Here is a 26476-nt window from a genome sequence, read left to right as displayed (position 1 = left end):
GTCTTTGCTCTATATGTCAGTTCGAGTGTTTTTTACGGAGTGCAACGGAGTAAAAAATATATCGAGAACAGGTTAGTTGCAAAATACGTCTCGATACAATTCCTCATGCTTCGGAATCACTCGAAGTGACAATTGTAGTAATACAAAACCATACTAACGACTAATCCCTATTCCCTAATCCCTATTCCTTATAAATCATAAAACTCCTTAATTGTCTTCACCACGGTTTCCAGTTGTTCTGGAGTAATACCCGCCGAACTTGGGATACTAATACTTGTATCGTAAACATGTGCGGACACATCGGTTTTGGTAATATACCTGTCGTTTTTAAACATTTCTAACTGATTCATAGGCATCCAAAAAGGTCTGGATTGCACCCCGTTTTCATTTAAATAGGCCAGCAAGGCACGCATGTGTTTGGTGCTAAAGGTAAACAACCAGCCATTGGTTTGGGTGTTATTGCAAACCGATTGAAATTTAATATCGCCCACACCGCGCAGTTGTTCGCGATAAAACGCATCCATGTGGCGTTTGGCTTTTAAAATTTCTGGAAACTGTTCCATTTGCGCCACGCCAATAGCGGCTAGTACATTTACCAAGCGGTAGTTATAGCCTATGGCGTCATGAATATACTCCATTGCAGATACTTTGGCTTGCGTAGTTAGGTGTTTGGCACGTTTTGCTAGGGCTTCGTTATTGGTTACTAGCACGCCCCCGCCACCGGTAGAAATAATTTTATTCCCATTAAAACTAAACACGCCCATGCTGCCAAACGTTCCGGCATGCTGCCCCTTAAAAGTAGTCCCCAAGGCTTCGGTACTGTCCTCTATTATGGTTATATGATAAGCTTTTGCCAATTCCTGTAAACGTGTCATATTACCCATATTCCCCAGCACGTGCACGGGCATAATAGCACGTATGCGTTTGCCCGTTGTTTTATCGGTTGTAACCACCTTATTGTTTTTAGTTTCTGTTTGCGTTTGCTCCCGTAGGTAGGTTTCCAACAAATCCAAATCCATTTGCCAATTACGCGGATCCACATCTATTAGTATGGGTTGGGCGCCGGTATATTTTATGGCGTTTAGGGTTGCAATAAAGGTAATGTTTGGCGCAATTACGTGATCCTGTTCTGTTACACCCAATACAACTTGAGCTATATGAAGGCCTACTGTGCCATTCATACACGCCACGCCGTATTTAGCGCCTGCGTATTGTGCCACCATGTTCTCGAATTGAGTTACGTAGCTTCCTGCTGATGATATCCAACCCGTTTCCAGGCAGTCCATAACATATTTGGCTTCATTACCAGCCAGTAGCGGTTGCGCCAACGGAATGTGGGTGGTTTTAGGTTTGGAAGCCATATTTGCCTTTTTAGGGAGTTGGAAGCTATTACTGTATGGGTATGATCTTAATATTTATTTAAATGAAGATTCACAAAAAATGTAAGCAAGTGTATTTGTCTTTTTATCCGACTTGGTTGCTTAACCAACCTGTAGGCCCACTCTAAATTATGCTTTACCCACCACTCTGGAGCCCGTTCTACATGGCCTGTAAACACATCAAAACTACCACCCAAACCTTGGTATAATGCAGGGTGTAAGCGCTGCATTTCTTCCATTAACAATTCCTGTTTTGGCGACCCTAGTGCTACAAAAACAATATCTGGTTTTTTAAGCGTTACATCCTGAAGTAAAGCGTTTTTTTCTGTGGCGGTTTTTATATAGCCATTACGGTAATTAAGAATTTTAATTCCCGGGAAACGCGCTTTTAGTTTTGTAACGGTTTCCTGAATAACCGCTTCCTTACCACCAACCAAGTAAAAGGTTTTGTCTTGGTAGTACCTGCCAACAATATCCAACCACAGCTCGCAGCCCGGGATTTTAACCACATCTTTGCAACCTTTTTTATGCAAAGCCCAAACCGCACCAATACCATCTGGATAGCCTAAATTCCTATTAATAATTTGACGAGATTCTGGCGTAGCATGCAATATTTTTTCTGCGTTAATAGCCACTAAAATCGCTTTATTTTTTTCGGCAAAATTTATTAGGTCTGTCCGTGACGCAGGCGCATGGGTTTTTACGCCATTAAGTATTTTGTACAGCATGTTGCTCTAGAATTAAATAACTTAACGCATTAAACATAAAAGCATTACTCCACCGCATATACGGAATTTTGGAACTCATCCCTTTTTTTAGCTGGTAATAAAAATAGCCATTTCGGTTTTGCATGTTAGTAATAACCCAATTTGAAACCGATGTGGCTAAAGCTTGGTGCTCCGGATATTTTTTGTGTATAGCTAAATTAACAAACAGCTGTCCGGGACAATGAATATCTATTGGATAAGTTTTGTTATGATAATATTTAGGTGTACCATCATCTAAAAAGAAATTAGCAATATAATAATTGAAGCCTTTTGTAATGCTTTCTTGAAACTGGGTATCGCCCGTTTTATCTTGATAGGTTTGAATAGCATCTAAATTATACCCTGTATGAAAGGAATCGATCCAGGATTGTACCGGTAACATCCCATAAATCCATGAGCCATCCTTATTTTGAGCTTCCACACCCGCTCTTACTGCTGTTTCGGCGGTAGCTTTATAGGTTTCATTTTTGTTGTAACTATACAACTGACTTAACACTTTAGCGCCCAACAAACTGGCATTAAATACCGTATTATTTCCGTTTAAAGGCGAATATGAAAAAAGAAAACCCGATTTATACGGGGTTCTATTTAAATCGTTTAAAATAAAATTTCCAGCCGAAAGTGCGGTATCTAAATAGGTTTTGGTTTTTGTAATCTCATAGGCATGTAACAAGGCTGTCACGCAAAACGAAGTAGCTACCACTGTTGGTGTATGTGCTGGAAATAAAAATAAGCGTCTAGCCTGCCAATCAAAATTATAACCCCAACAAGCACCTGAATAGTCTTTGTTTTGCATTTCCAACAACAATTCTGCCAGTTCATTGATGTATTTTAGAATGTCTTCTTTAGCTCCAAAGGTAGTGTCTCCTTGCTCTGCTAATTTGTATAAATTACAATAGCCATTTAAAAATAAACCAATTCCTTTGGCATTGTGTTCTTTGGGTACTAAAAGCAATTTTCTAAAATTTATAGGACTGCGTTTAAAACCTTGAATCCAAGCTAAACGTGCCAAATCCCAATGCTTTAGTGGCGTCGCTTTAAATACTTTAGAGTTTAAGCCATCATAGGGATCCCAACCGGCAAAGTTTTCGGCTTCGCAGTAGGATTTTAATTTGTTGAAAGATGTAATAAGATTAAACGGCATAAGGCTGACTTCCGTTTTGAATGGATTCTAATACTTTAAAGGTTGCTCGCGTAACCGCAAAAATGTCTGCCATTGGAATTGGCGATTGCCCATTAGTTAGCAAGCCATTTACGAATGCCGCAACCATTTCTTTCTGACCTTTATTTTGATTCAATAATTTCTTTTTAGACGGTTTTCCTTTTCCGTATATTTTTAATTCTTTGAAATCTGAAAGTATGGCCGTATGGCCAGAAGCATAAACCTCTAGGTATTCTTTAGGTAGTTCTTTAGAGCCATTGGCAAAATAAGCTACTACGCCTGTTGACCCATTTTCAAATTGAATAGTTATAGTAACGGTATCGTTTAAGCCATTTGGATCTGGCAGCGCCATAGCACTCACTGTTTTTGGCAAACTCCCATTTATAAAGGTGAGTAAATCGATGAAGTGGCAGGCTTCACCAATTATTCTACCGCCACCAATTTCCATATCCTGAATCCAATTATCTTTAGGGATGCTTCCCGCGTTTACACGGTATATCATACTCATAGCGCCTGAACCTAATTTTTGTTTTAGTTGTGTTACTAGAGGAGAAAAACGGCGATTAAAACCAATCATAACGGGTTTCTGTACGTTTTGTTGAACAGCAATAATGTTGTCTAACTCTTGCTCGTTTAAACAAATAGGCTTTTCAACAAAAATATTTTTTCCTGCCTGTAAACCTTTTAATACATATTCAGCATGCGAATCGTGACGGGTAGCAATAAAAAGTGTATTGGTTTTATCGTCCAAAACATCCTGCTCTTTTGCGGCACAAAACCCAAAATTAAACTTTTCTGCCACCCGTTTGGAAGTGGTTCCGGTATTTGTTAGCACTCCAATACGTGTAACTGCATGACTATCTGGAATGTTAGGCAATAAATTACCCTGCGCATAGCTACCAGCGCCAATAAACGAAATAGCTACCTTACCGTTTGGTTGCACAACGCCCACAGAAATAGGTTTTTTTGAAATAGCTGTATCCACATTATATTTAAGGGCAATACCCGAAAACGGTTCTGTACGATTTACTACCAAATCGAAGGCTTTAGGTGCGTCCTCAAAAGGGAACTCATGTGTGGTTAAATAATCAATATCTATGGTTTTAGTTTCAATTAAACGCTGAAACGCTTCCATATTGCGCTTTTCTGTCCAACGCACGTAAGCATACGGGTAATCGATGCCTTTTTCTTCGTAGTTTAAATCGTAACGCCCAGGCCCATAGGAACAAGCCATTTTTAACTCTAATTCTTTTCGGTACCAGTGCGGATCGCGCTCAAAGCCTGTTGGCACGGCCCCCAATATTATAACCTTTCCTTTTTTACGGGTTATAGCACCTGCAAAATTAATAGGATCTAAACTAGTGGTTGCCGCCGCAATAATTACTGCATCGGCACCCTGACCGCTAGTTAGCGCATTTATTTTAGCTTCTATACCAGCGGTGTTTCTTGTAAAAGCAGCAGCCACGCTATTATTTTTTAACGCTTGTTTTACAGGCGCATCTGCCACATCTATACCTATAACCTGAACCCCTGATGCCTTTAAAATCATACACGCTAATTGACCTAAAAGCCCCAAACCTATTACCACAGCTGTTTCGCCCAGGCGCATATCTGCCTGCCTAACACCTTGCATAGAAATAGCACCCAAGGTATTGTAAGCCGCCTGTTTTAAATTAGCCGTATCGGGCAGTTTAACACATAAGTTAATAGGAACAGCCACAACTTCAGCATGGTTGGCATAGCCAGCGCCGGCACAAGCCACCTTATCGCCCACCTTAAATTCTGTAACACCTTCGCCTACCTCTAAAACATGACCTGCACAACTATAGCCCAATGGGGAATAGGCATCCAGTTTTTTCATTACCGCACGGTAAGTTTGTACGGGGCCTTGTTTTTTTAATGTATCCCAAACTTGCTTTACTTGTTGTGGCCGCTCTTTAGCTTTACCAATTAAGCTTTTTCTGGCTGCTGTTACGGTGCTACCCTCTGTACCTGCGCTAATAATGGAATAGTGGTTTCTAACTAACACCATCCCTTTGCCAACTTGGGGGTATGGCAGTTCTTGTATGACCATGTCACCAGAGCCTAATTTTTGTGTGAGTTGTTGCATTATGTAATTATATCTTTAATTTTTCTATGTAAAATATCTCTTGAAAAGTTATCTCTTAATGATACCACTTGATTCTTTTTTGATTGAATTTCCATAGAGTTTAGGCTTTTTAAAAGTACGCCCAAATCTTTTGAATTAAAATCACATTGCCATCCAATGTGATTTTCAACTACAAAATTAGAGCTATCGTTTTGGCCAAGCACTACAATGGGCAGCATTGCTGCCATATAATCAAATATTTTATTGGGTATCGAAGATGTAATCATAGGTAAAACACCTATGTCTTTATCTTCCAAATAGCGCACCATATCTTTTCTATCAATTTTTCCTAATATTGTTACATTATTGATACCATGGTTATTGATATAATTAATAACATCATTGTACCGTTCGCCAGTACCGTCCTCACCTAATATGGTTAAATGTAGTTCTGTAGAATCTTTTAATACCTCCAAAATTGGCATTACGTCAATTTGGTGCTGTAATTGAGCCACACAAACGAGTTTTATACTAGAACTTTCCTTATATCTCTTTAATTTAACATCAGACCATCTTTCGTTTTCCCATCCTAGAGGAACAAAACTTGAAGGTGTTTTTCTAGCATATCGACGAAGCCATAATTTAAAAGATGGTGCAACGTGTAATGCTTCGTTGTAATATTTCAATGATGGCTTAAGATAAAAATTGCAATAAACTTCAAAAACCTTTTTCTTTCTTTTATTGTCTATGTTTAAAGCGTCTGGCCAAACATCTTGGATATCTAAATAAATTTTAACTCCTTTTAATCTCTTTAAAATGGCAATAAAAAAAATAAGCTCTACGGGGCGCGATGGCAGCAATATTCTGTCTTCTTTTGCTACCTCGCGTAACAAAATAAAAAATAACTTTATAGAAAATAATAAATTAGATATAACGCGTCTTGGAGAGACGTTTGAATAATACCCCAATACACTCAAAATTCTTAGTGTATAATCTAAATTAATTGATGCCTCCTCAATTTCTTGTTTAGTAAAAAAGCGTTTTTCCGCATGATAAAAATTCGAAGAATAATAAACAACGTCTTCTCCTTCAGCTACAAAAAATTTTGCTATGTTGGGAAACCTATTCCCGCGCTTGGTAAGAATAGATTCAGTAGGACCTATTAAATATAACTTATTTTTTTTCAAGAAATTTAATGTATTGAGCTTCAAAAAGCTGGGTTATTTTATTAATAGAGAATGCTTCAGAATACAATTGGGCATTGGCTTTTCTGTTTTTATTATAAGCTGGATTTTCAAAACAATATTGGAAAGCTTTTAACAAGTCTTTACTATCGCTGACATTAACAAACAAGCCATTTTCTTTAGGAATTATTAAGTCTGATAGTGCTCCTACTCTGGTGGTAATACAAAATAAACCTGATGCCAAAGCCTCTAATAAACTATTAGGACAACCCTCTGTGTAGGAAGGCAGAACATAAACATCATTAGATGCATATAAGCGAAATTTATCTTTACCTACAAGTCTACCTAGAAAGCTCACTTTGTCCGCCGGAACATTATTATTTTCCAATTTTGACATGAGTTCATTGACATAACCTTTTTTGTTCTCATGACCTACAATATTGAATTTAAAATTTAACAATTGACTGTTTTCATTAAGTGCAATTATAGCATCTATAAGCTCCTCAACACCTTTTAAATTTTGAATTCGCCCCAAAAACAAAACGTTAATGAGTTTAGAATTCTTAAACAAGTCTTCATTTATTATTTCAGTACTATCGATTGCTGTAGTTGTAACAATGATATTGTTATTTTTATTTGCTTTTAAATTCAATAAATCCTCCCTAAAAGATGAAGCTAAAACCACTTGCAAATTATTCTTTTGAAAAACAGTATTAAAAAAATATTTTAATAAACGATTATCTGCAATTTTTTTATAGGTAGGTAACTTCCAACCCCTATAAAACACCACTACCTTTTTACCTAAAAGTTTAGCTATTATAACCAAAAGTGCATCTCTAACTAATGGCACAGGTATTAATGATGGACTAACCTGAACAATTTTGATATTCCGATCAAAAATTAATGTCAGTGTATATACTAATAAATCAAATAGATAATAGAAAGGATAAAGTAATCGTTTTAAAAATGGATAGTAAAACAAATAGGATCTAGAACCTATTGATCCATGTTTTAATGTAATAACATCAGACTTAAAATATTTTAAAAATAAATTGTAGTAATTAACAATACCACCCTCGTGATTAAGTGGATTTGTTAAAATATATACTTTGTTTAATGGCATCTCTTTTTAACTGTAAGTATGGTAGCAAGGCAAAAAAATAAATTGCATCTGTAGTCCTAAACATACCTGAATAAAAATTTACTAATAATAGTATAATCAATAACGCTAATATAATGGGCGTATTTTTCTTATCATATTTTCTATAATAAACATAGAATTTAAGGATTTTGACATATAGAAACAAAATTAAAATTATTCCAACTATGCCATGATTATACAAAAAGCCAAATATATCGCTATGCGCATGAATTCGATTTCGATTTCTGCGTGAATCCTCTTGATTACCAAAACCAAAAAGTCGATTATCAGAATAAAACCAAGCTTCAGTCAAATTTGTATATAAACCAATACGCCCAGAGCCTGCCTGCTCGTTACTAACATCAAACTGCTCCTCGCTGAAACGTCCTTCGATATCATTTTTTTGTTGATTGAAAACAAACAATCCTGATGTAATTAGCACCAAAAACAATAATATTCCTGCCGCAAGCTTTTTAACACTAAAATCGATTCTTAAAATACCGAAAAAATAAACTAAATTACCTAAAACAAAAGCTAAAATAGCACCCCGCTTGAGCGTTATTAAAATAGCTAATGCAGCGATTGTTATAAGTAATTTATTTTTCCTGTACCCAAGTGTACTTTGAAGAACGATAGGAAACATAAAAAGTACGAGATAGGATGCAACATTATAGTCTTCTTTAATGTAGCCCGTCGCGAAAAAAATTAAGGTAAAAGTAAATGCTATGAATACTACTTTCTTTACTACGATAATAAAATCATTAAATGAAAGTTTGTTTTTGTAACCAAGAACAAATAATACGTTTATTCCTAAAATCCAGAAAAGGGTTTTAGAGTATAACCACAATCCCTCTAAAAAATCCTTATCTGTAAACACGTACAAAAATAAAATAACAGCAAAAGCAAAAAAAAATCGAGAAAATTGAAATTTACGAATAATGTGAAAATTAAAAATATTTACTCTAATAAACAATAAAAGTATTATGAAACGTAATGATCTTGAAATATTTAACAAAAATTCACTGTTTAACAATTCCGAACTTAAGTCTGTTATGAGCATAAGTGGGAAACCCCATTTTATAAGAAAAATTAGTAACTTCAATTAGCAAGTGTTTTAATCAATTCTAAAATACGCAAGTTACAAAGGTTATTTCTACAAAATTCACCTTTTTCAAAACCCCATTTTTGGGTAGTTTCACTGTAGCTTAAACGGCCTGGTTCTCCATCAATCTGTAGTAACTCTCTATCATCTTTTTGCCCGAAATAAGGTTGAATCTCGTTAATTAAATAGGCTCCCTCTTTTGTTATAAAAACATCAATATTTACATATTTAAAATCATACATACTTGTGACAGACCTAACTAAATCCAAACATTTCACTGGAGGCATCCCGTATCCAAAGTTTTGAGAGCCGCTGTGGAATTGACCTTCTTTTATTTTTTCGTAGCCAAAATAATAGTCTCCTATTCTAACAATTCTCCATTCTTTTACATCGCTTAAAAAATCTTGAAGAATTACAAATCCATGCTCTTTATCCAATTTGTGCTTTCGATAACTTCTTATGCCATTCTTAAAAATCTTGTTAGCTACTCTTTTTAACTGCGCAGGATTTTTTAAAATTTTAACACCCGACGCTCCAGAACCACTACTGGCTTTGTAAACTATTGGGTAAGCACATGTAGACGCGAAGTTTTTAAGTTCTTTAAAATCATAAAAAATATAAGATGTTGGATGTGGAAGCTTACTAACCTTTAACCAATCTAAAGTTCTTAACTTACTTTCCCAAAGCCATAATTCATTATAATTAGGAAAAATCTTAAGGGTATAACTATCATTTAATAACTTTAGGCGGTTATCGAACATATCTTTCCAGGGCAAATATTGAACCGACGGTCTTGCAATTAAAATATCAATTGGTTTAGATTTTAATTGTAGTAACCAATCTTTTGAAAAGAAATCAATTATTACATAAGATATTTCTAATTCATTACAGGCCCTAATATAATTTTTATGTAAGTGCCATTTTTCCTTTATGATTCCCATGGTATATTTAGAATCCGGAAATATTTTTACTTCCTGTTTTGTAATATCTAACGCATCTTCTATTGCTTTTTTCCCTCTATAATCGAAGACATTGAAATAGTAATACACAATTTTTTTTAAAACTAAAACGAGTTTGTTTTTCATACTACTTATCTTTTAAAATAGTTTCAACAATTTCGCGATGCGTTTCGCAGGTCACAATATTTTTAAGCAATAATTTTCTATCGTTTTTATAAATATGTTTTAACCAAGAACTTTTTTCATTTATCTTACGCATTAGTCGTCCATTTCCATTCAAAATACTTAAATAAGTGTTTGCAAGGGACCTTGATAATTTCTCCCATTCTTCTTGAACATAACTTGGGTTGTCAATCATTTTTTGAGATTCTTCTTCGATGTATTTTAAGAACGGTTCTGATTCTTCAGAGCGCATCATTCTAATGCCAATCTCGTCTTTATAAAGACTGTGGTGTATGTACGGAATTAATTTAATTGCTGCAGTATTATCTTCATTCAGGCTAACCTCTAATAAGAAGCCTTTATATAGCCAATTTTTTTTTAATGGGTAAGGATCAAATACAAAATTACCTTGGCCATAAAAGATATTTCCACCATTGTAGTTTTCATAAACGCCTGCTGAATGTGAGTGTTGGCAAACAACCAAATCGACTCCTTGATCGATATAAAACCGACACAACCGTTGCTGCTTTGGTGTTGGTAAGTGGTAATTTTCCTTACCTCCATGATATAGCAATACAATAAAATCGTTGGTTACTTTTAGAGCTTTTATTCGGGTAACGAAATCTATAACATCAACCGGGTTTGCACCAGGTTTACCGTTTTCGGCAATTGAAAATTCATTTTCTGCGTAGCTTAAAACGGTTATCTTTTTCCCTTTGATTGTCGTCATAAAAGGACTTGAGGCATCCGCTAAAGATTCTCCTGCTCCAGCATATTGGAAACCTTGGGCTCTTAAAGCGTTTAAGGTTTCTTTTAAGCCTTTTTCTCCATGATCTAAAATGTGGTTGTTGCCCAAATTTAAAAACGAAATCCCACTTTGCTTAATAGCATTCAACAGTTTCGGCGAATTTCCAAAAACAGAGCCACTTTTTTTTATGGGAGAATACTCCGTAACCAATGGTGTTTCCAAATTTGCAATGGCAAAATCTGCCGATTTTATTTTTGGCAATACATCATTAAATAACTGCATAGCATTTCCTTCCAAGAAAGCTTCTTCATCTCTTTTAGTAGGACATATATCTCCACCAATTATTAGTTTAACCATCGTATTTTCCGTCTAAAAAGGTTTGGGCCCAAGTTTCAAAAGCAAAAAACATCCACAGGTTTTTTAAATCCCCTCTTGAAAAATTGCCTTTATTATTCCATATTTTAGAGACTTCCTTAAAATTAAAAACACCTCTATCTTTTAGTCCTGGCAATAGTTGATCCTCAATAAGCGCATTCATCTCGGTTTTTAAAAATAAATCATTTATAGGTAAAGGAAAACCACTTTTTTCGCGATAAACAAATTCCTTACTAAACTTTTTAACCGCAAGTTCTTTTAGAATATGTTTGGTGTAGGTATTCGGTTTGTTGATATGCCTTATATCTGTACATTTTTTTACCAATAACTCCGCTGGCAATTGCATCACCAGTTCCACCATGTTCTTATCCAAAAACGGTACTCTGTTTTCTACAGAATGTGCCATGGTCATTTTATCTTGTCTGTTTAATAAATCTACCATATATGTTTTTAGGTCATAAACAGAAGCTCTTTTGATGATATCACCGTCACTTGGAAACAATTCTTGTCTTTGACTTAAGACAGTTTCAAGTGTATTTTTAACATTAAATTTATTATAGTCACTTGGGTTCAGCGCTGAGCTACTCAAGATAAAAAAATCTTCTAAGGATTGATTGGTGTCAAATTTATTTTGAATCTTGTTTCCTATAACCGGAATTTTGGAATAGCCTTGTATATTCATATTAACTCTACAAGACAAATCGTGATATCTAGAATACCCCCCAAATAATTCATCTGCTCCTTCTCCACTTAATAAAACAGTCACATTCTCTCTGGCTCTTTCGGCAAGTCGTTTAATGCCCAGTGTATTTGGAATACTTAATGGTTGGTCTAAATGCCATGTGGCTTTAAAAAAGTTTTCAAAAGCGTATTGGTTAGAATATTGATATCTATGAGAATCTGAATTGGTATGATTGGTAACATAGGTAATGAACTCTTCTTCGGAATATTTTTCGTCTGAAAACACAATAGAAAAGGTATCCATATTAGCATTAAAAAACTCGCGAGCATAAGTGGTTACTAAAGACGAGTCTATACCTCCAGACAATTGACAACCAACTAAAACGTCGCTCATTAATTGCGACTTGATACTTTCTTTGAATGTTTGGTCTAGCTGCTCTAACGCATCTTTAGGGTTTATGAGCTCATTTTTATCTACCATTTTATAAGACCAATATTCCTTTACTTGTATCTGGTCTTTAGCAATTTCGTAATAATGCCCTGGTGGTACTTGCTTTACGTCCTTATATAGTGTTCTATCGTGTGCACAATATCGAAACAAAAGGTATTCGTCTATGTGTTTTATATTGAGTTCTGCCTTAAAATCAGGATGTTTTGTAAAAGATTTTATCTCTGAAGAAAACATTAATATACTTGGCGTTTGATAGATATACATAGGCTTAATACCTAATTGATCTCTAACTATATAGCTTTTTTGTTGTTTTAAGTCAACAATAATAAATACAAACATGCCATTGAGCATTTTTAAAGTTTTGTCGATACCATATTCTATATATAAATAGAGTATTACTTCAGAGTCTGTTCTACTTTTTATGGGATGTCCTTTGGAGATTAAATCATCTCTAAACGATAAGGCATTATAGGTCTCACCATTATAAGCCAAAATATAATTTCCACATTCTGAAATCATGGGCTGATGGCCTTTTTTGGAAAGATCCAAAATAGACAACCTGTTAAAGCCAATTCCTGCATGAAGATGACTAAACTCTGCGGTTTCGTTATTTATAATGGCAACCTTACTATCCTTGAACAAGGAGAAACCAACCATACCTTGATCATCAGGCCCTCTGTGTGCTTGAATATCAGTCATTTGCTTTAGTACATGACTTTTAAGAGGTTGCCAATTTAAGTTTATAAAGCCTGTAAAGCCACACATATATTATATAATTTTATGGAATTTGTAAAATGCTTTTATACGTGCGTCCGTTAATAACGGTTCATGCCCTTGCAATACGTCTGGATCTGGATGATGGTTTCCTTCGATAGCTACCAAACCTTTATTGCTAAGTACAAAATCCCATCCCACACATTTAAGCATTGGTAATTTATTTGCTGCTTCAATAATCTCTGACTCAATAGATTTCCAGTTTGGTATGGTAACACCTTCAATTTTCACGTTCGTATCTGGATGATGCGTATAGCGTTGGTGCAATTTAGATTTAGGATGTCTGGTACAATCGCTCAATTGACCTGTTTCCAAATCAATATTGGCACTTAGGCCTCCTTTTGTAAAATTGTCCTGTGGAGCAGAAGCTGCAACTCCAATGCGCTGAACCGCTCTTGCAATAAATGCCTTATTGGTTTTCGGATCCATCAAGGTTAAAATCCTCATAGTATTTATAGAAGTATGGTTTAAGGATTTTGAGAAATCACTAGGTTGTATAAATTCAGTAAATATGTAATTGTTAAGCGTTTTAAAGAAATCTAAAAACTCATCGTAAGTATAATTAATGCTATTATTTATAACAAATTGATTTTCAGAAATCCTGTTTATTAAATACACGCCTTTTCCTCCACCTCCTGAAATTGTTTTTACAACAAAAACATCAAATTCATTTATAAGCTCATTAATACATCTATTATCTTGAGAAAAGAACTCACCATTTATGAAAACACCAAAAGTTTTTGGCACTTTAATATATTTCCCTACAAACTCGGAAAAGATTAGCTTATTGGTCAGCAACTCATTATAAGGCTCGTTAATCCATCTTGCCATGGCTGCATGATAATCGCTTAAATACGCTTTATAATTGTTTTTATCTAGTTGGTATAATGTTTGTTTTTCGGCTAAAAACCCTTTGCGCCAAAGGTCTATCTTATTAAAAAAAGATATAGGAAATTTATCCTTGAAATCTTTTTTTATAATATTAACAGTGGTGCTATATTTATAATAGGTATATTTCATTTGTTTTAAAATTTTTTCAATCACCACCGTTAAACATTTTAAATGGAATAATTTAGAAAATGTCAAAATTATTAAATAAATAAACTCATTTTTACTTTTGACAGTTTTTTAATATTACGAACAAAATATTTTATAAATTTCAGATTGTAATAAAAACTATTTTTAAATTTTTTGAGTAAAACATAATAATGGTATTTTTTGTTTGTCCAATTATCAAACTCTGTCCACATAGTCATCATTAACCTATAATGTTTTCTATTTTGTTTTGTACTTTTTAGCATTGTACTACTCCAAGACCCTGGACTAACTACTCTATAAACACCCATAACCTCATCTATGTAGCCTATGCTTCCTTTTAACGCTAGTTGGAGCATTAAAGGTAAATCACCAGCGGGTGCATCTTGGACCCATCTTAAATTTTGAGTTATTAAGTTATTTCGAAATACCATGGAATTGGTGGTCATAAAGCTTCCTCCGCCTAAAATCACATCTTTCATAGTAAAAAAAGAATTACCATTAGCTGCTTTAGGTTTATGTATTTTAAAATTGGCAGGATTATTTTGGTAAATAAATTTTGAAGGATGGAAACACACAGAACAATCCGCATTAGCCTCCAAAAAATCCACTTGTTTTTGTAGTTTTAAGGGGTCTGTCCAGTAATCGTCGCCTTCGCAAATAGCTATGTATTTTCCTTTGGCTCTTTTTAAATTATCTGCTAATGGTCTTACTCCTTTTTGGTATTGGTTTTCCTTATAAGCCAAAAGTTTTATCAATTCAGGAAATTCTTTAGCATATCTTTTACATATTACTGAAGTACCATCGGTTGAAGCGTCATCGCGTAAAAGAATCTCATATTTGAATGTGGTTTTTTGTATTAAAAAACTATCCAATGCCTGAGCTATATAATCTTTATGATTGAAAGTTTGGCAACAAATTGAAACGGTAATTTTCTCCATAAATATGAATAACAATTAATTACATTTTATAAAATTAATTAGTATGCGTAGAAATACTTTTTGTTTTAATTAGAGAAAATATTATCAGGCTTTCTTTTTATAAAACTTTGCTGGGCTTCCGTACCAAATTTCTTCTTCTCCTATCTCACTCCTAACCTGTGAACATGCCCCAACTATCGCACCTCGCTTAATGTTAAAGCCTGGCATCAAGCAAACATTGGCTCCAATTAAAACATTATCAGCAATATAAGAAGAAACTTTACTATTATGTTCAGCCAAGTCAGGCGTATCAGTCATAACAAAACCGTACTTTATTACAACGTTGTTTCCGATCCTACAGTTTGCAGATATGGTACAGCGACTACCAAATGAAGTATTATCACCAACCACTACATTTTCTCTTATTTCGCAGTAAGCTGTAAACTTACAGTTAGATCCAATTTTTGCACCTTTTCTTACAATACAAAAAGGTCCGATTTCAGTACCTTCTCCAATTTCTACATCCTCCTCGATGTATGCAAGTTTGTGGATTTTACAATTTTTATTAATTTTAAATGCTTTAGATTCCATATTTTTAATTTAAATGTTAATCTTTAGGTTTAGGCATACCTTTAGGCGCTTCTTTTGTGGTTGTTTCTTTGGCTGGCAAGCCCACTAAAGTCAAACCTGACTTGGCTGTGTTTTTAACCACTAAACTTCCTGCTCCTACAATTGTTTTTTCGTGTACTTTTACTTTTGGCAATAATGTGGCGGAGGATCCTATAAAGGAATAATCACCAATTTCAACATTGCCGCCAGTTACAACATTGTTCGCAAAATGAACAAAGGAGCCGACCTTTGTTCCGTGACCAAGTCTAACACCAGGAGCCAATAAGGTGTTTTCACCAATAACAGTATTTTCATTTAACGAGCCTCTAACAATAATTGCACCAGCACCAATGAAACAATTTTTGTTTATGAGCACTCCGCCAAGTTGGGGTTGCACAATTTTAGTTTTTTGGCTATCATCCCAAACCCAAGCTACTCCTTGTGCTCCGATGACACTACCACTTTCTACAATAGAATTTTCCTTAACAACTGTATTAGCATGAATGCGGCAATGGCTGCCTATAATGACGCCTTTTTCTAAAACAACACGGTCCTCTATAACACAAAAATCATCCACCTGAACACTCGCATCTAAAAAAGCTGTTTTGCTAATTACAGAGGTCTTTGAAACATGGCCATTGGAGGTTCGTTTGTGAAGGTAGCTTAAAATTTTATAAAAAATCTCTTGAGGATTCTTGTGGTTTAAATAAATAAAATCATTTTTTTTACTATTAACCACCGTATTACTACTTACCAAAATCAAGGAGTCCGCTAACTCAAAATTAAAATTTAAGGAACCTATATAAAAATAAAAACCATTGTTAATTGGCTCGAACAAGGAGGCTATTTCATAGCTAGTCTCTCGGTAGTTTGGCCAATTATAGCTTATTTTTAAATCTTCTAAAATATCTCGTATTTGTTTGGATTCAATTCTCATGTGTCTGTATTTGAAATAAATTAGTTCTAGAAAGTAAACTATTATTAATTAAAAAATATTCCTTATTTAAATTATGATTTTGACTAAATTATTAACTAATAGAACTTCCGAATTAATTACGATTAGTATTTTTCTTGTTCTCTAGTAATTTGCCGGGATTACCCACTACCGTGGTATGAGCTTCCACATTCTTAATAACTACGGCACCAGCTCCGATAAATGCATTATGTTTAACATAACTCACCTTATCTCCTACAACATTAGCCCCTTGCCCAATAAACACTTGTTCTCTCACCTTTACATATGCTCCCACAATAGCCCCGGCACTAACATAGGTACCCAAGCCAATTGTACAATTATGTGTTATTGCAGCATTATAAGACACTACTGAATACGGCTCAATCGTGGCCTCTGCCTGAACTACAGAATTGGCATTAACGACAACACCTTCTGCTAAATGTGCAAAACGAGAAACTATTGCTGAAGGATGTATTAAAGTTGGTGTTTTGCCTTGCAAATTATTTATTTTTCTCATCAAATCAACTCTGATTTTGTTATTACCTACACTAACAGCAAAACACATATTGTTTAAAGTTGTTTTTTTAAACAAATTGTTGGTGCTATCCAGAATTGGTATATTGTAAATTGTTTCTCCTACACGGTCATCGTTGTAATGATATAAACCCGCAACTCTGTAACCACAAGCTTCCGCCAACTCTATATAGACATTAGTATTGTGACCTACACCTAAAATAAAAATAGTTTCTCTATGGGGTATTTTTTTTGCAACACTCATATCTATATTAAATTTTAAAATTAGAATTTTTAGGGTTTTATTAATTATTTTGAATTCTAAACAATAATCTACAAATTAAATCCACCTCTTCCATTGATAAATCTGGATATAATGGTAAACATAAAACACATTTAGCCACAACATCGGTTATTTCCAAATTTACCGCTTCTAAATATGGTAATGTACTAGCCAAGGATGGATAAAAGTAACGGCGTGTAAATATTTCAGAACTTTTTAAATACTCCATAGCTTTTAGCATGGCATCCTCTGTATCAAAAATAACTGGGTAGTAAGCGTAGTTGTTAGAAGAGGCCACATGCCATACTTGCTTTCTACTTTTATGGTTTTGTAATTTTATATCATAACGTTCAGAAATAACTTTGCGCTTTTCGTGAATGTTGTTTATATAATTTAAATTAGCCAAGCCCATTGCCGCATGAAATTCCGAGTTTTTGGCATTTATACCCAACTCTGCAAAAGCCTCGGGACCATTAAACCCAAAATTACGCATGTAGGCTAATTTTTTTAAAATTTCAGGATTTTTGGTAACTACTAAACCTCCCTCTGTACTGTGGTACAGTTTGGTGGCATGTAAGCTGCAGGTAGCAATATCGCCATATTCAAAAATAGACTTGCCGTGTACCTCTACACCAAAGGCATGGGCGCCATCGTAAATTACTTTTAAGTTATGTTTGTCTGCAATTTCCTGTATTGCTAAAACATCGCAAGGATTACCGTATACATGGGTAGCTATAATTGCCGTAGTTTTGGGTGTTATGGCTGCCTCTATTTTATCAGGGTCTATATTTAAAGTATCCTTATCTATATCCACAAAAACGGGCTGGCAACCTTCCCAAACAATACTGCTAGTGGTGGCTATAAATGAAAAAGGTGTGGTAATAATTTCGTCTTTTAAATCCAGTGCTTTTATGGCCATTTGTAAGGCCACGGTGCCATTGGTAACAAATAGCAGGTGTTTTACGTTTAAATGATTTTTTAGTTTCATTTCTAGCTCGCTAGCTAGTGGCCCCATATTGGTAAGCCATTGTCTTTGCCAAATGCCAGATAAATACTGTTGATATGCCTCTTGTGGCGGTAAAAAAGGTTTGGTTATGGGGATCATAAATTTCGGGATTTTAAAAGTAAGATAGCTTGGTGCAACGGACTCGATTTTATTACATAATTCATACCCAAATAACTGCTAATGCCTATTATTGTGGCCACCGCTATTTGTATAAGGCGTGCAGTATCTGATAGTACTTGCACCGCCGTGTTCATAGCCACAGCCATTAAGAGTGCTATAAAAAGAGTAACTACTAAATCTTTCATCTGCTCGGGGATGGAATACTTAATTAGTTTACTAGCGTAAAACATATTTACGCCCAATGCTGCAAAAGATGTAAATACACTAGCCCAAACCAGGCCTAAAACGTCAAATTGAAATGCCACTATAACAGCAATAGTAGTAATGCTTTTTTTTATAATTTCTAGTTTTAGAAATAAATCGCTTCTACCATATACCTTTAGTATATTTAAATTATAGGCATGAATGGGATACAACATCATGGCTAAACTTAAAATTTGAAAAAATAAAACGGCTGGCAACCACTCCTTACCCAGTATTAATAAAAATAATGGTTCTGCAACTGCTGCCGCGCCTAGCATTAAAGGCGCAATTACAAAAAAGGAAATACGTATGAGTTTTCGATATACACGCTCTAACCGTTCGGAATCGTCTTGTATTTTTGATAACATTGGATAGGTTACACTGCCTATAACGCCAGTTAATGTGGCGGAAGGGTATTCACTAAATTGTTTTGAGCGCTCGTAATAGCCAAGCGTTTGTGCTGAAAAAAACTTTCCTATCAATACATTATAAATATTCTTGAATACAGTATCCAGAAGTCCTGAAAGTAATAATTTGTAACCAAAGTTATAATGATATTTAAATTTTGCTTTGGAAAAAATAGCTTTTGGTTTCCAAGATGAAGCTAACCATAATAAACTAGCTTTAATCGATTCTATTGTGAGAAACATCCAAACAATACTCCAAACACCATAACCATTAAAACCTAAATACAAACCTACTGCCGAGCCAATAAGCGTACTTGGTAAATTTATTTTAGTTATTTTTTTAAACTTCATGTCTTTGTTTAAAATGGCTAATTGAACGGCAGAAAAAGCGGTAATAATAAACACGACACAATACACTCTAATAATGTCTATTAAAATAGGATATCCAAAAAAATCGGCAATAACCGGGGCAGCTGTAAATATTACAAAAAAGACAATTAAACTCATTGCAATATTTACAAAAAACACAGTTGAAAAGTCCGCCTGACTAGGTTTTTTAGTCCTAATTAGCGAACTAGTTAAGCCACTATCTGTTAATGTTTTACCCACTGCAATAAAAACGGCTATCATACCTATTAGGCCAAAATCGGTTGGACCAATCCAGCGAGCTAGCAAAATCATGGTTACAAAACTAAAACCTCTAACAAAAAATGTATCAGCAAAGGTCCAGATAATACCTGTAAACGTCTGTTTTTTTAAAGACATTAGTTACTTGAAGTTATTTTCTTTAAATAATCGAAATAATTGCCTTTAGCGTCTTTAATATGCTCTTGAATGTTTTGTTTGCTTAAGTATTTCATATTAAGTGCCACCTCTTCTAAACAAGCAATTTTTAAACCAGTTCGTTTTTCAACAGCTTTTACAAATTCGGTAGCTTCAGTTAAGGCTTCGTGAGTACCGGTATCGAGCCAAGCAAAACCGCGGCTTAATATTTGCAGTTTTAAATTTTCTCTCTCCAAATAACTTTGGTTTACAGAAGTGATTTCTAATTCCCCACGGTGGCTTGGTTTCACGCTTTTTGCCACCTTTACTACAGAGTTGGGGTAAAAATATAAGCCCACTACCGCATAGTTGGATTTAGGATGTTTCGGTTTTTCTTCAATACTAATCACATTTTTATCTGCATCAAACTCGGCCACGCCATAGCGTTCGGGGTCGTTTACATAATTACCAAAAACAACTGCTTTTTGTTCGGTTTTTACAGTTTCAACTGCACTAATTAATAATTTTTGTAATCCGGCACCGTAAAATATATTGTCGCCTAATACCAAGCATACATCGTCATTTCCTATAAATTCTTCACCTAAAATAAACGCTTGCGCCAAACCATCTGGACTAGGTTGCGCTTTATATTCTAATTCTATTCCAAACTGCGAACCAGTACCCAATAACTTTTTGAAATTTGGCAAATCGTGTGGCGTAGATATGATTAAAACTTCCCGAATTCCAGCCAACATTAACACGGATAATGGATAATATATCATGGGCTTATCGTAAATAGGTAATAATTGTTTGCTCACCGCTAGTGTTAAAGGGTGTAAACGGGTTCCAGAACCGCCTGCTAGTATGATGCCTTTCATGTTGTTGTTTTTGTGTTATGGGTGCTGCTATCTTGTTATGCTGTTATCTTGTTATGTAGTTATGTTGTTATCTTGTTATGTAGTTATGCTGTTATCTTGTTATCTTGTTATGCTGTTATCTTGTTATGTAGTTATGCTGTTATGCTGTTATGCTGTTATGTAGTTATGCTGTTATGTAGTTATGCTGTTATATAGTTATGGCTGATAATTTAGGGTGTAACTTTTATAACTTGATAACTTTTTTCTTATTTACTGCTCATGTCTTTATACTACTAATCAGTTTGATAACATTCTACGGATATAAATTATTTTATCATAGGTTATTGTTGTCTGTATTTCCTCGGGAACAAACTTTAACCGTACCGCTATTTCCAGTTGTGTTTCTGATTCAGAAAGTGACCCTAGGGCAATATATAAAAAACGTGCAAATTCTCTTTCTCCTTTTCTCCCTGCTCCTTCCGCAATGTTTGAAGGTATAGACACCGCACTTCTTCTCATTTGGCTTGTTAAACCAAACTGCTCCTCCTTTGGAAAGTATTTCGAAATGGCATAAATATCCTCCACAAGATTCATGCTTTCTCTCCATACATTTAAATCTTTATGGCTTTTAACGGTCATTTTTTCTTGTTGTGGTATTGTACTGTTATTTTGTTATGTAGTTATGGTTGCTAGTTTAAATTGTAACTTTTATAACTTGATAACTTTTTTCTGTTATGCTGTTATGTTGTTATGTGGTTATGTTTGCTAGTTTGAGGCTTAACTTTTATAACTTGGTAACTAAATACCTTTTCTTTTTAACTACTTATATTGTTCCTGGTAATAATTAAGATAATCGCCACTTGTTATTTTATCCATCCAATTTTTGTTATCCAAATACCAATCGATTGTTTTAGACAAGCCTTCTTCAAAAGTCACCGATGGGTGCCAACCAAGTTCTTTATTAATTTTATTGGCATCAATGGCATACCGTAAATCATGCCCCGGCCGGTCTTTTACATAGGTAATTAAGCTTTCACTTTCTCCCACAGTTCTACCTAATTTTTCATCCATTTGCTGGCAGAGTAATTTTACTAAATCGATATTTTTCCACTCGTTAAAACCACCAATATTATATGTTTCGCCATTTTGTCCTTTATGAAATACCAAATCGATTGCCACGGCATGGTCTATAACATATAGCCAATCTCTGGTATAATTACCATCGCCATAAACTGGTAATGCTTTTTTATTAATAATGTTGTTTATAAATAAAGGAATTAATTTTTCTGGAAACTGATTGGGACCGTAGTTGTTAGAGCAGTTTGAAATAACATAGGGTAAATTATAGGTTTCACCGTAGGCGCGTACAAAATGATCGGAACTGGCTTTACTTGCGGAGTATGGCGAATTAGGGTCGTAAGCAGTCGTTTCTGTAAACAGGCCTTTCTCACCTAAAGTTCCATAAACTTCATCGGTACTTACATGGTAAAAACGTTTTCCTTCCCAGTTATTTTGCCACAAATTTTTAAAGGCATTTAACAAAACCATCGTACCAATAATATTGGTTTTTGCAAAGGCTAATGGATCTGAAATGGAGCGATCCACGTGCGATTCGGCTGCCAAGTGAATAACATGATCAAATTGATGTTTTAAAAATATGCTGTTAATATATTCTTCATCTGTTATATCGCCATGCAAGAATGTATAGTTAGTGGCACTCTCAATATCTGTTAGATTCTCTAGATTACCCGCATAAGTTAAGGCGTCCAAATTATAAATTTGGTAATTAGGGTATTGCTTTACCAATAAGCGGACAACATGACTGCCAATAAACCCGGCGCCTCCTGTTATTAATATGTTCTTATTTTTCTTCACTTCCACTGTATTTTATGCCATTATCCCCTTACCCCACAAAAATCCAACACCACTTGTTCCTTTTGCAAATTTAAATTTTTAAACTCGTTGTGTGCCACTAGTAATGCAACAATATCGGCTTTTTGGACTGCTTCGGTATGGTTGGTAATTTTAAATACCTGGTGGTCTGTAATGTTGGGTTCTACTATATAATAAGTTTCGTCCTGGGAGTCCTGCAGTACTTTTTGTACAATGTATTTGGCCGGCGATTCCCGAAGGTCGTCTATATTGGGTTTAAAGGCCAAGCCCATTAAGGCTATAGCTGGTGGGCGCCCGTGTTGCAACTGGAAGGCGTGGCGGGCTTTGGTAATTTGCTCGGCTACCCAAAAACTTTTATAGTTATTAATTTCGCGGGCTTTCCCTATTATTTGGGATTCCATAGGGAAATCGGAGGTTATAAAATAGGGGTCTACCGCAATACAATGCCCCCCAACCCCACAACCGGGTTGTAAAATATTTACGCGCGGGTGTTTATTGGCTAGTTTTATAAGTTCCCAAACGTTAATGCCTGCTTTATCGCAAATAAGCGACAGTTCGTTGGCAAAGGCTATTTGCACATCGCGGCTGGAATTTTCGGTGAGTTTGCACATTTCGGCTGTTCGGGCATTGGTAGCATGCAAGGCGCCTTTAACAAATTGTTTATAGAACGTTATGGCTTTTTGTGTGCTGGCTTCATCTACACCACCAATAACGCGGTCGTTGTAAACCAACTCATGCATAACATTACCTGGTAGTACGCGCTCTGGGCAATAGGCTATATGGAGTTTGTCTGTTAGTTCGGGGCGCAATTTGTAAATAAGTTCCCTCATTTTTTCGGTGGTTCCTATGGGCGATGTGGATTCAATAATATATAAATCGCCTGCCTTTAACAAGGGTATAACAGCGCGCGTGGCGGCTTCTACATAGGAAATATCGGGTTCGTGATTGCCTTTAAAAGGCGTGGGTACTACTATTAAATAGGTATTGGCCAGTACTGCTTTGGTGCTGGCTTTTAGTTTTCCCGTGCTTACCGCTTCTGCAACGGCAGCTTCCAAATCGGTTTCAATAATATGAATTTTGCCTTGGTTTATTATGCTTACTACCTCTGGGTTTACATCCACGCCATGTACTTGCATGCCTTTAGATGCCATTAATGCGGAAGTTGGTAAGCCAATATAGCCTAATCCTATGGTTACTACGTCTGGAGTCATATTACTTTTTTAGGTTTTATGTGTTTGGGTTTGTTAGGTGTTATACGTTGGTTGTTTCTAAAACCAGGCTTCGCATAAATTCGGCAATGCGTTTACAAGCTTTGCCATCGCCGTAGGGGTTGTGGCGGCTACTCATATCGTTAAAATGCTGCTGGTTGTCCAGTAAGGCATTGGTTTCTTTTATAATTTTTTGGGTGTTGGTTCCTACCAAAATAACGGTTCCGGCGTATACAGCTTCGGGGCGTTCGGTAGTGTCGCGCATCACTAAAACAGGCTTTCCTAAACTTGGTGCTTCCTCTTGTACGCCACCACTATCGGTAATAATAATTTTGGCACGGTCCATCATCCAAATAAAATCGTGATAGGCCAACGGTTCAATAAGATGAATATTGGCTATGTTACCTAGAATACGGTTAACGGGCTCCAATACTTTTGGGTTTAAATGTACGGGATAGACTATTTGTAATGCTGGACGCTCCAAAGCAATGGTTTTTAGAGCCTCGCAAATACGGATAAAACCATCGCCATGATTTTCGCGTCGGTGTCCCGTAACCAATAATACTGGGGCATCTTGCAATTGGTGGTTCAATTGTTGCACCAACGGACTAGGCTGTTTTTTTACTTTTTCAACGCTTTGCAACAAGGCGTCGATTACGGTATTACCTGTAACTTGAATGTTTTTTAAGGGCGTGTTTTCTTTGAGTAAATTTTCGCGGGCTGCTGTAGTTGGTGCAAAATGGTAATCGGCTATACGCCCGGTTAGTTGTCGGTTTATTTCCTCGGGAAAGGGTGCGTATTTGTTATGGGTACGCAAACCAGCCTCGATATGACAAATTTTAGCTCCCGCATAAAACCCTGCTATACTAGCAGCCATAGATGTGGTGGTATCGCCGTGCACAAATACATAATCGGGTTTAAAATCGTCTAGCACTGGTTTTAGTTTGTTAATAATAGCCGCAGTTAAACCAAATAAATCCTGACCTGGTTTCATGAGGTTTAAATCGTATTCCGGTGTAATATTAAAAAAGGTAAGTACCTGATCCAGCATTTCCCGGTGTTGTGCGGTTACGCAAACACGTGTTTCAAAACTATCTGCATGCTTTTCGAATTCGTTTACTAATGGGGCCATTTTTATGGCTTCTGGCCTAGTGCCAAATACAATTAAAATCTTTTTCATTATTTGTTTATTTCAAATTCTCCCAATACCAAGCCACTGCTTCTTTAATACCGCTAGCAATGGTATGACTGGGTGTGTAGTCCAGGAGGCGTTTGGCTTTTTCTACAGAGGCCAAGGAATGCGGAATATCGCCTTGGCGGTTGGGGCCGTGTACAATTTGTATGTCGGCTATCTTGGGGTCGTAAGTGCTTAAGTGTTCTTTTAGTAAACTGGTTAATTGCACCAAGGTGGTACGGTCGCCCACCGCCGTATTATAAACCTGGTTAAGGGCGTTGGTATTGCTGGTGGTTAGGGCGCGTAAATTCATCTGGACCACGTTGTCTATGTAGGTGAAATCGCGCGAAAAAGTGCCATCGCCATTTATTACAGGGCTTTCGTGGTTCATAAACTGTTTTACAAACAACGGAATTACCGCGGCATAAGCGCCATTAGGGTCTTGGCGTTTGCCAAATACATTAAAATACCGGAGCCCTATGGTGTTGAGTCCGTAGCTGGTAAAAAAGTTATCGGCATACAGTTCGTTTACATATTTGGTAATAGCGTAGGGCGATAAGGGTTTGCCAATGGTATCTTCTACTTTCGGCAGGGCTTCATGGTCGCCATAGGTAGAGGAACTGGCAGCGTAAATAAACCGCTGTACTTTGGCATCGCGCGCAGCCACTAGCATGTTTAAAAAGCCACCCACATTAACCGCGTTCGAGGTAATAGGATCGGCTAACGAGCGTGGCACCGAGCCTAAAGCCGCTTGGTGGAGTACAAAGTCTTGGTTTTGGCAGGCGGTATGGCAGGTGTTTAAATCGCGGATATCGCCTTCTAGTAATGTAAAGTTTTTGTTTTCTAGAAACGGTTGTATGTTGTGGCGATGGCCTGTAGCGAAATTATCCAGACAGGTTACGGTTGCGCCGAGGTTTAGTAGGGTTTCGCAGAGGTTAGAGCCAATGAAACCCGCTCCCCCTGTTACTAATATGTTTTTATTTTCTAGAGATTTAAATTCTTGTAGGTTCATTTTTATTTTTCTTGACTTGTGAAATAAGATTTGAGGCGCTTTCCCAAATACATTTTTCCGTAATGTGTTTTTAAATATTTTTCTCTTTTTAATGCGTCTTCTTGTGATAAACAAGCTTCAAAGTAAATTAACTTTAATGGCCTACGGTGTTTTGTAGATGGTACTTTACCTTTCTGATGTGCCTCAAATCTTAAAGGCAAGTTAGACGTATATCCTGTATAGTTTTTACCGTCTTTTTCACTTACTAAAATATATGTATAGTAAAATCCCTCCATTGCCTTTATTTCACGGGTTGAACCCAGCTCCCCCTGTAACCAAAATGTTTTTATTTTCTAGTGATTTAAATTCTTTTAGGTTCATTTTTATTTTTCTTGACCAGTGAAATAAGATTTGAGGCGCTTTCCCAAATACATTTTTCCGTAATGTGTTTTTAAATATTTTTCTCTTTTTAATGCGTCTTCTTGTGATAAACAAGCTTCAAAGTAAATTAACTTTAATGGCCTAC

Annotated in this window: 24 protein-coding genes; all 24 read right to left on the bottom strand. The window is 35.8% G+C overall.

Annotated elements, in window-relative coordinates; genetic code table 11:
- Positions 1 to 188 precede the first annotated feature (188 nt).
- Positions 189 to 1361 (bottom strand): LegC family aminotransferase, encoded by a 1173-nt coding sequence (locus ACFSQP_RS11045; protein WP_376894398.1) that lies wholly within the window; start codon positions 1359 to 1361, stop codon positions 189 to 191.
- Positions 1362 to 1408: 47 nt separating this feature from the next.
- Entirely contained in the window at positions 1409 to 2107 is a 699-nt protein-coding gene (locus ACFSQP_RS11040; protein ID WP_376894395.1) for a WecB/TagA/CpsF family glycosyltransferase, read from the bottom strand.
- Positions 2088 to 3290, bottom strand: coding sequence for a delta-aminolevulinic acid dehydratase (locus ACFSQP_RS11035; protein ID WP_376894392.1), 1203 nt, complete (start codon positions 3288 to 3290; stop codon positions 2088 to 2090). Before ACFSQP_RS11035 ends, ACFSQP_RS11040 begins: the two co-directional genes overlap by 20 nt.
- A complete protein-coding gene (locus tag ACFSQP_RS11030; RefSeq protein WP_376894390.1) occupies positions 3280 to 5418 on the bottom strand; it encodes a bi-domain-containing oxidoreductase in 2139 nt (712 codons plus the stop codon). Before ACFSQP_RS11030 ends, ACFSQP_RS11035 begins: the two co-directional genes overlap by 11 nt.
- Positions 5418 to 6608 (bottom strand): glycosyltransferase, encoded by a 1191-nt coding sequence (locus ACFSQP_RS11025; protein ID WP_376894387.1) that lies wholly within the window; start codon positions 6606 to 6608, stop codon positions 5418 to 5420. Before ACFSQP_RS11025 ends, ACFSQP_RS11030 begins: the two co-directional genes overlap by 1 nt.
- On the bottom strand, positions 6571 to 7704 hold the full coding sequence (locus tag ACFSQP_RS11020) for a glycosyltransferase family 4 protein (RefSeq protein WP_376894385.1): 1134 nt from the start codon (positions 7702 to 7704) through the stop codon (positions 6571 to 6573). The genes ACFSQP_RS11025 and ACFSQP_RS11020 overlap by 38 nt, the downstream gene beginning before the upstream one ends.
- The gene (locus ACFSQP_RS11015; RefSeq protein ID WP_376894382.1) at positions 7664 to 8782 is read right to left on the bottom strand and encodes an O-antigen ligase family protein; all 1119 of its coding nucleotides are present in this window, start codon (positions 8780 to 8782) and stop codon (positions 7664 to 7666) included. Before ACFSQP_RS11015 ends, ACFSQP_RS11020 begins: the two co-directional genes overlap by 41 nt.
- Before the next feature lie 38 nt (positions 8783 to 8820).
- Positions 8821 to 9909 carry an ATP-grasp domain-containing protein gene (locus ACFSQP_RS11010; protein ID WP_376894379.1) on the bottom strand — a complete coding sequence of 363 codons (1089 nt, stop codon included), beginning with the start codon at positions 9907 to 9909 and terminating at the stop codon, positions 8821 to 8823.
- A gap of 1 nt (position 9910) precedes the next feature.
- Positions 9911 to 11050, bottom strand: a complete 1140-nt coding sequence (locus ACFSQP_RS11005; protein ID WP_376894376.1) for a CapA family protein — start codon at positions 11048 to 11050, stop codon at positions 9911 to 9913.
- Positions 11043 to 12965: an asparagine synthase (glutamine-hydrolyzing) gene (gene asnB, locus ACFSQP_RS11000; RefSeq protein WP_376894374.1), complete on the bottom strand. Its 1923-nt coding sequence runs from the start codon at positions 12963 to 12965 to the stop codon at positions 11043 to 11045. The genes ACFSQP_RS11005 and asnB overlap by 8 nt, the downstream gene beginning before the upstream one ends.
- A 3-nt stretch (positions 12966 to 12968) precedes the next feature.
- A complete protein-coding gene (locus ACFSQP_RS10995) occupies positions 12969 to 13994 on the bottom strand; it encodes a sugar-transfer associated ATP-grasp domain-containing protein (RefSeq protein WP_376894371.1) in 1026 nt (341 codons plus the stop codon).
- Between the two features lie 71 nt (positions 13995 to 14065).
- Positions 14066 to 14950 (bottom strand): glycosyltransferase family 2 protein, encoded by an 885-nt coding sequence (locus ACFSQP_RS10990; protein ID WP_376894369.1) that lies wholly within the window; start codon positions 14948 to 14950, stop codon positions 14066 to 14068.
- Between the two features lie 84 nt (positions 14951 to 15034).
- On the bottom strand, positions 15035 to 15520 hold the full coding sequence (locus ACFSQP_RS10985; RefSeq protein WP_376894367.1) for a DapH/DapD/GlmU-related protein: 486 nt from the start codon (positions 15518 to 15520) through the stop codon (positions 15035 to 15037).
- 16 nt (positions 15521 to 15536) lie between these two features.
- Complete coding sequence (locus ACFSQP_RS10980) at positions 15537 to 16475, bottom strand: hypothetical protein (RefSeq protein ID WP_376894364.1); 939 nt, start codon at positions 16473 to 16475, stop codon at positions 15537 to 15539.
- Between the two features lie 112 nt (positions 16476 to 16587).
- Positions 16588 to 17271, bottom strand: coding sequence for a PglD-related sugar-binding protein (locus tag ACFSQP_RS10975; protein WP_376894361.1), 684 nt, complete (start codon positions 17269 to 17271; stop codon positions 16588 to 16590).
- Between the two features lie 40 nt (positions 17272 to 17311).
- Positions 17312 to 18394: a DegT/DnrJ/EryC1/StrS family aminotransferase gene (locus tag ACFSQP_RS10970; RefSeq protein WP_376894357.1), complete on the bottom strand. Its 1083-nt coding sequence runs from the start codon at positions 18392 to 18394 to the stop codon at positions 17312 to 17314.
- Entirely contained in the window at positions 18391 to 19830 is a 1440-nt protein-coding gene (locus ACFSQP_RS10965; protein WP_376894355.1) for a lipopolysaccharide biosynthesis protein, read from the bottom strand. Before ACFSQP_RS10965 ends, ACFSQP_RS10970 begins: the two co-directional genes overlap by 4 nt.
- Positions 19830 to 20705 (bottom strand): glucose-1-phosphate thymidylyltransferase RfbA, encoded by an 876-nt coding sequence (gene rfbA / locus ACFSQP_RS10960; protein ID WP_376894353.1) that lies wholly within the window; start codon positions 20703 to 20705, stop codon positions 19830 to 19832. Before rfbA ends, ACFSQP_RS10965 begins: the two co-directional genes overlap by 1 nt.
- A 276-nt stretch (positions 20706 to 20981) precedes the next feature.
- The gene (locus tag ACFSQP_RS10955) at positions 20982 to 21323 is read right to left on the bottom strand and encodes a four helix bundle protein (RefSeq protein WP_376894351.1); all 342 of its coding nucleotides are present in this window, start codon (positions 21321 to 21323) and stop codon (positions 20982 to 20984) included.
- 180 nt (positions 21324 to 21503) lie between these two features.
- Positions 21504 to 22559: a dTDP-glucose 4,6-dehydratase gene (gene rfbB, locus ACFSQP_RS10950; RefSeq protein ID WP_376894349.1), complete on the bottom strand. Its 1056-nt coding sequence runs from the start codon at positions 22557 to 22559 to the stop codon at positions 21504 to 21506.
- 20 nt (positions 22560 to 22579) lie between these two features.
- Complete coding sequence (gene wecC, locus ACFSQP_RS10945) at positions 22580 to 23788, bottom strand: UDP-N-acetyl-D-mannosamine dehydrogenase (RefSeq protein WP_376894347.1); 1209 nt, start codon at positions 23786 to 23788, stop codon at positions 22580 to 22582.
- Between the two features lie 40 nt (positions 23789 to 23828).
- Positions 23829 to 24965, bottom strand: a complete 1137-nt coding sequence (gene wecB, locus ACFSQP_RS10940) for a non-hydrolyzing UDP-N-acetylglucosamine 2-epimerase (RefSeq protein ID WP_376894345.1) — start codon at positions 24963 to 24965, stop codon at positions 23829 to 23831.
- Between the two features lie 7 nt (positions 24966 to 24972).
- A complete protein-coding gene (locus ACFSQP_RS10935; RefSeq protein ID WP_376894343.1) occupies positions 24973 to 25971 on the bottom strand; it encodes an SDR family oxidoreductase in 999 nt (332 codons plus the stop codon).
- A gap of 2 nt (positions 25972 to 25973) precedes the next feature.
- Positions 25974 to 26246, bottom strand: a complete 273-nt coding sequence (locus ACFSQP_RS10930; RefSeq protein WP_376894341.1) for a GIY-YIG nuclease family protein — start codon at positions 26244 to 26246, stop codon at positions 25974 to 25976.
- Positions 26247 to 26476 lie beyond the last annotated feature (230 nt).

The sequence above is a fragment of the Bizionia sediminis genome (genome assembly GCF_042684585.1).
Lineage (GTDB): Bacteria > Bacteroidota > Bacteroidia > Flavobacteriales > Flavobacteriaceae > Algorimicrobium > Algorimicrobium sediminis.
Note: the sequence above shows the minus strand (reverse complement) of the source record. Positions and strands in the feature narration are given on the sequence as shown.

Bases quoted from the DNA above. Each gene is read 5' to 3' on its own strand.
- ACFSQP_RS11010 (WP_376894379.1), bottom strand. From the start codon at position 9,909: ATGAAAAACAAACTCGTTTTAGTTTTAAAAAAAATTGTGTATTACTAT.
- ACFSQP_RS10980 (WP_376894364.1), bottom strand. From the start codon at position 16,475: ATGAGAATTGAATCCAAACAAATACGAGATATTTTAGAAGATTTAAAA.
- ACFSQP_RS10970 (WP_376894357.1), bottom strand. From the start codon at position 18,394: ATGATCCCCATAACCAAACCTTTTTTACCGCCACAAGAGGCATATCAA.
- asnB (WP_376894374.1), bottom strand. From the start codon at position 12,965: ATGTGTGGCTTTACAGGCTTTATAAACTTAAATTGGCAACCTCTTAAA.
- ACFSQP_RS11030 (WP_376894390.1), bottom strand. From the start codon at position 5,418: ATGCAACAACTCACACAAAAATTAGGCTCTGGTGACATGGTCATACAA.
- ACFSQP_RS11020 (WP_376894385.1), bottom strand. From the start codon at position 7,704: ATGCCATTAAACAAAGTATATATTTTAACAAATCCACTTAATCACGAG.
- ACFSQP_RS11035 (WP_376894392.1), bottom strand. From the start codon at position 3,290: ATGCCGTTTAATCTTATTACATCTTTCAACAAATTAAAATCCTACTGC.
- ACFSQP_RS11045 (WP_376894398.1), bottom strand. From the start codon at position 1,361: ATGGCTTCCAAACCTAAAACCACCCACATTCCGTTGGCGCAACCGCTA.
- ACFSQP_RS10985 (WP_376894367.1), bottom strand. From the start codon at position 15,520: ATGGAATCTAAAGCATTTAAAATTAATAAAAATTGTAAAATCCACAAA.
- rfbA (WP_376894353.1), bottom strand. From the start codon at position 20,705: ATGAAAGGCATCATACTAGCAGGCGGTTCTGGAACCCGTTTACACCCT.
- ACFSQP_RS10965 (WP_376894355.1), bottom strand. From the start codon at position 19,830: ATGTCTTTAAAAAAACAGACGTTTACAGGTATTATCTGGACCTTTGCT.
- ACFSQP_RS10975 (WP_376894361.1), bottom strand. From the start codon at position 17,271: ATGAGTGTTGCAAAAAAAATACCCCATAGAGAAACTATTTTTATTTTA.
- ACFSQP_RS11040 (WP_376894395.1), bottom strand. From the start codon at position 2,107: ATGCTGTACAAAATACTTAATGGCGTAAAAACCCATGCGCCTGCGTCA.
- wecB (WP_376894345.1), bottom strand. From the start codon at position 24,965: ATGAAAAAGATTTTAATTGTATTTGGCACTAGGCCAGAAGCCATAAAA.
- ACFSQP_RS10935 (WP_376894343.1), bottom strand. From the start codon at position 25,971: ATGAACCTACAAGAATTTAAATCTCTAGAAAATAAAAACATATTAGTA.
- ACFSQP_RS10955 (WP_376894351.1), bottom strand. From the start codon at position 21,323: ATGACCGTTAAAAGCCATAAAGATTTAAATGTATGGAGAGAAAGCATG.
- wecC (WP_376894347.1), bottom strand. From the start codon at position 23,788: ATGACTCCAGACGTAGTAACCATAGGATTAGGCTATATTGGCTTACCA.
- ACFSQP_RS10930 (WP_376894341.1), bottom strand. From the start codon at position 26,246: ATGGAGGGATTTTACTATACATATATTTTAGTAAGTGAAAAAGACGGT.
- ACFSQP_RS10990 (WP_376894369.1), bottom strand. From the start codon at position 14,950: ATGGAGAAAATTACCGTTTCAATTTGTTGCCAAACTTTCAATCATAAA.
- ACFSQP_RS10995 (WP_376894371.1), bottom strand. From the start codon at position 13,994: ATGAAATATACCTATTATAAATATAGCACCACTGTTAATATTATAAAA.
- ACFSQP_RS11015 (WP_376894382.1), bottom strand. From the start codon at position 8,782: ATGCTCATAACAGACTTAAGTTCGGAATTGTTAAACAGTGAATTTTTG.
- ACFSQP_RS11005 (WP_376894376.1), bottom strand. From the start codon at position 11,050: ATGGTTAAACTAATAATTGGTGGAGATATATGTCCTACTAAAAGAGAT.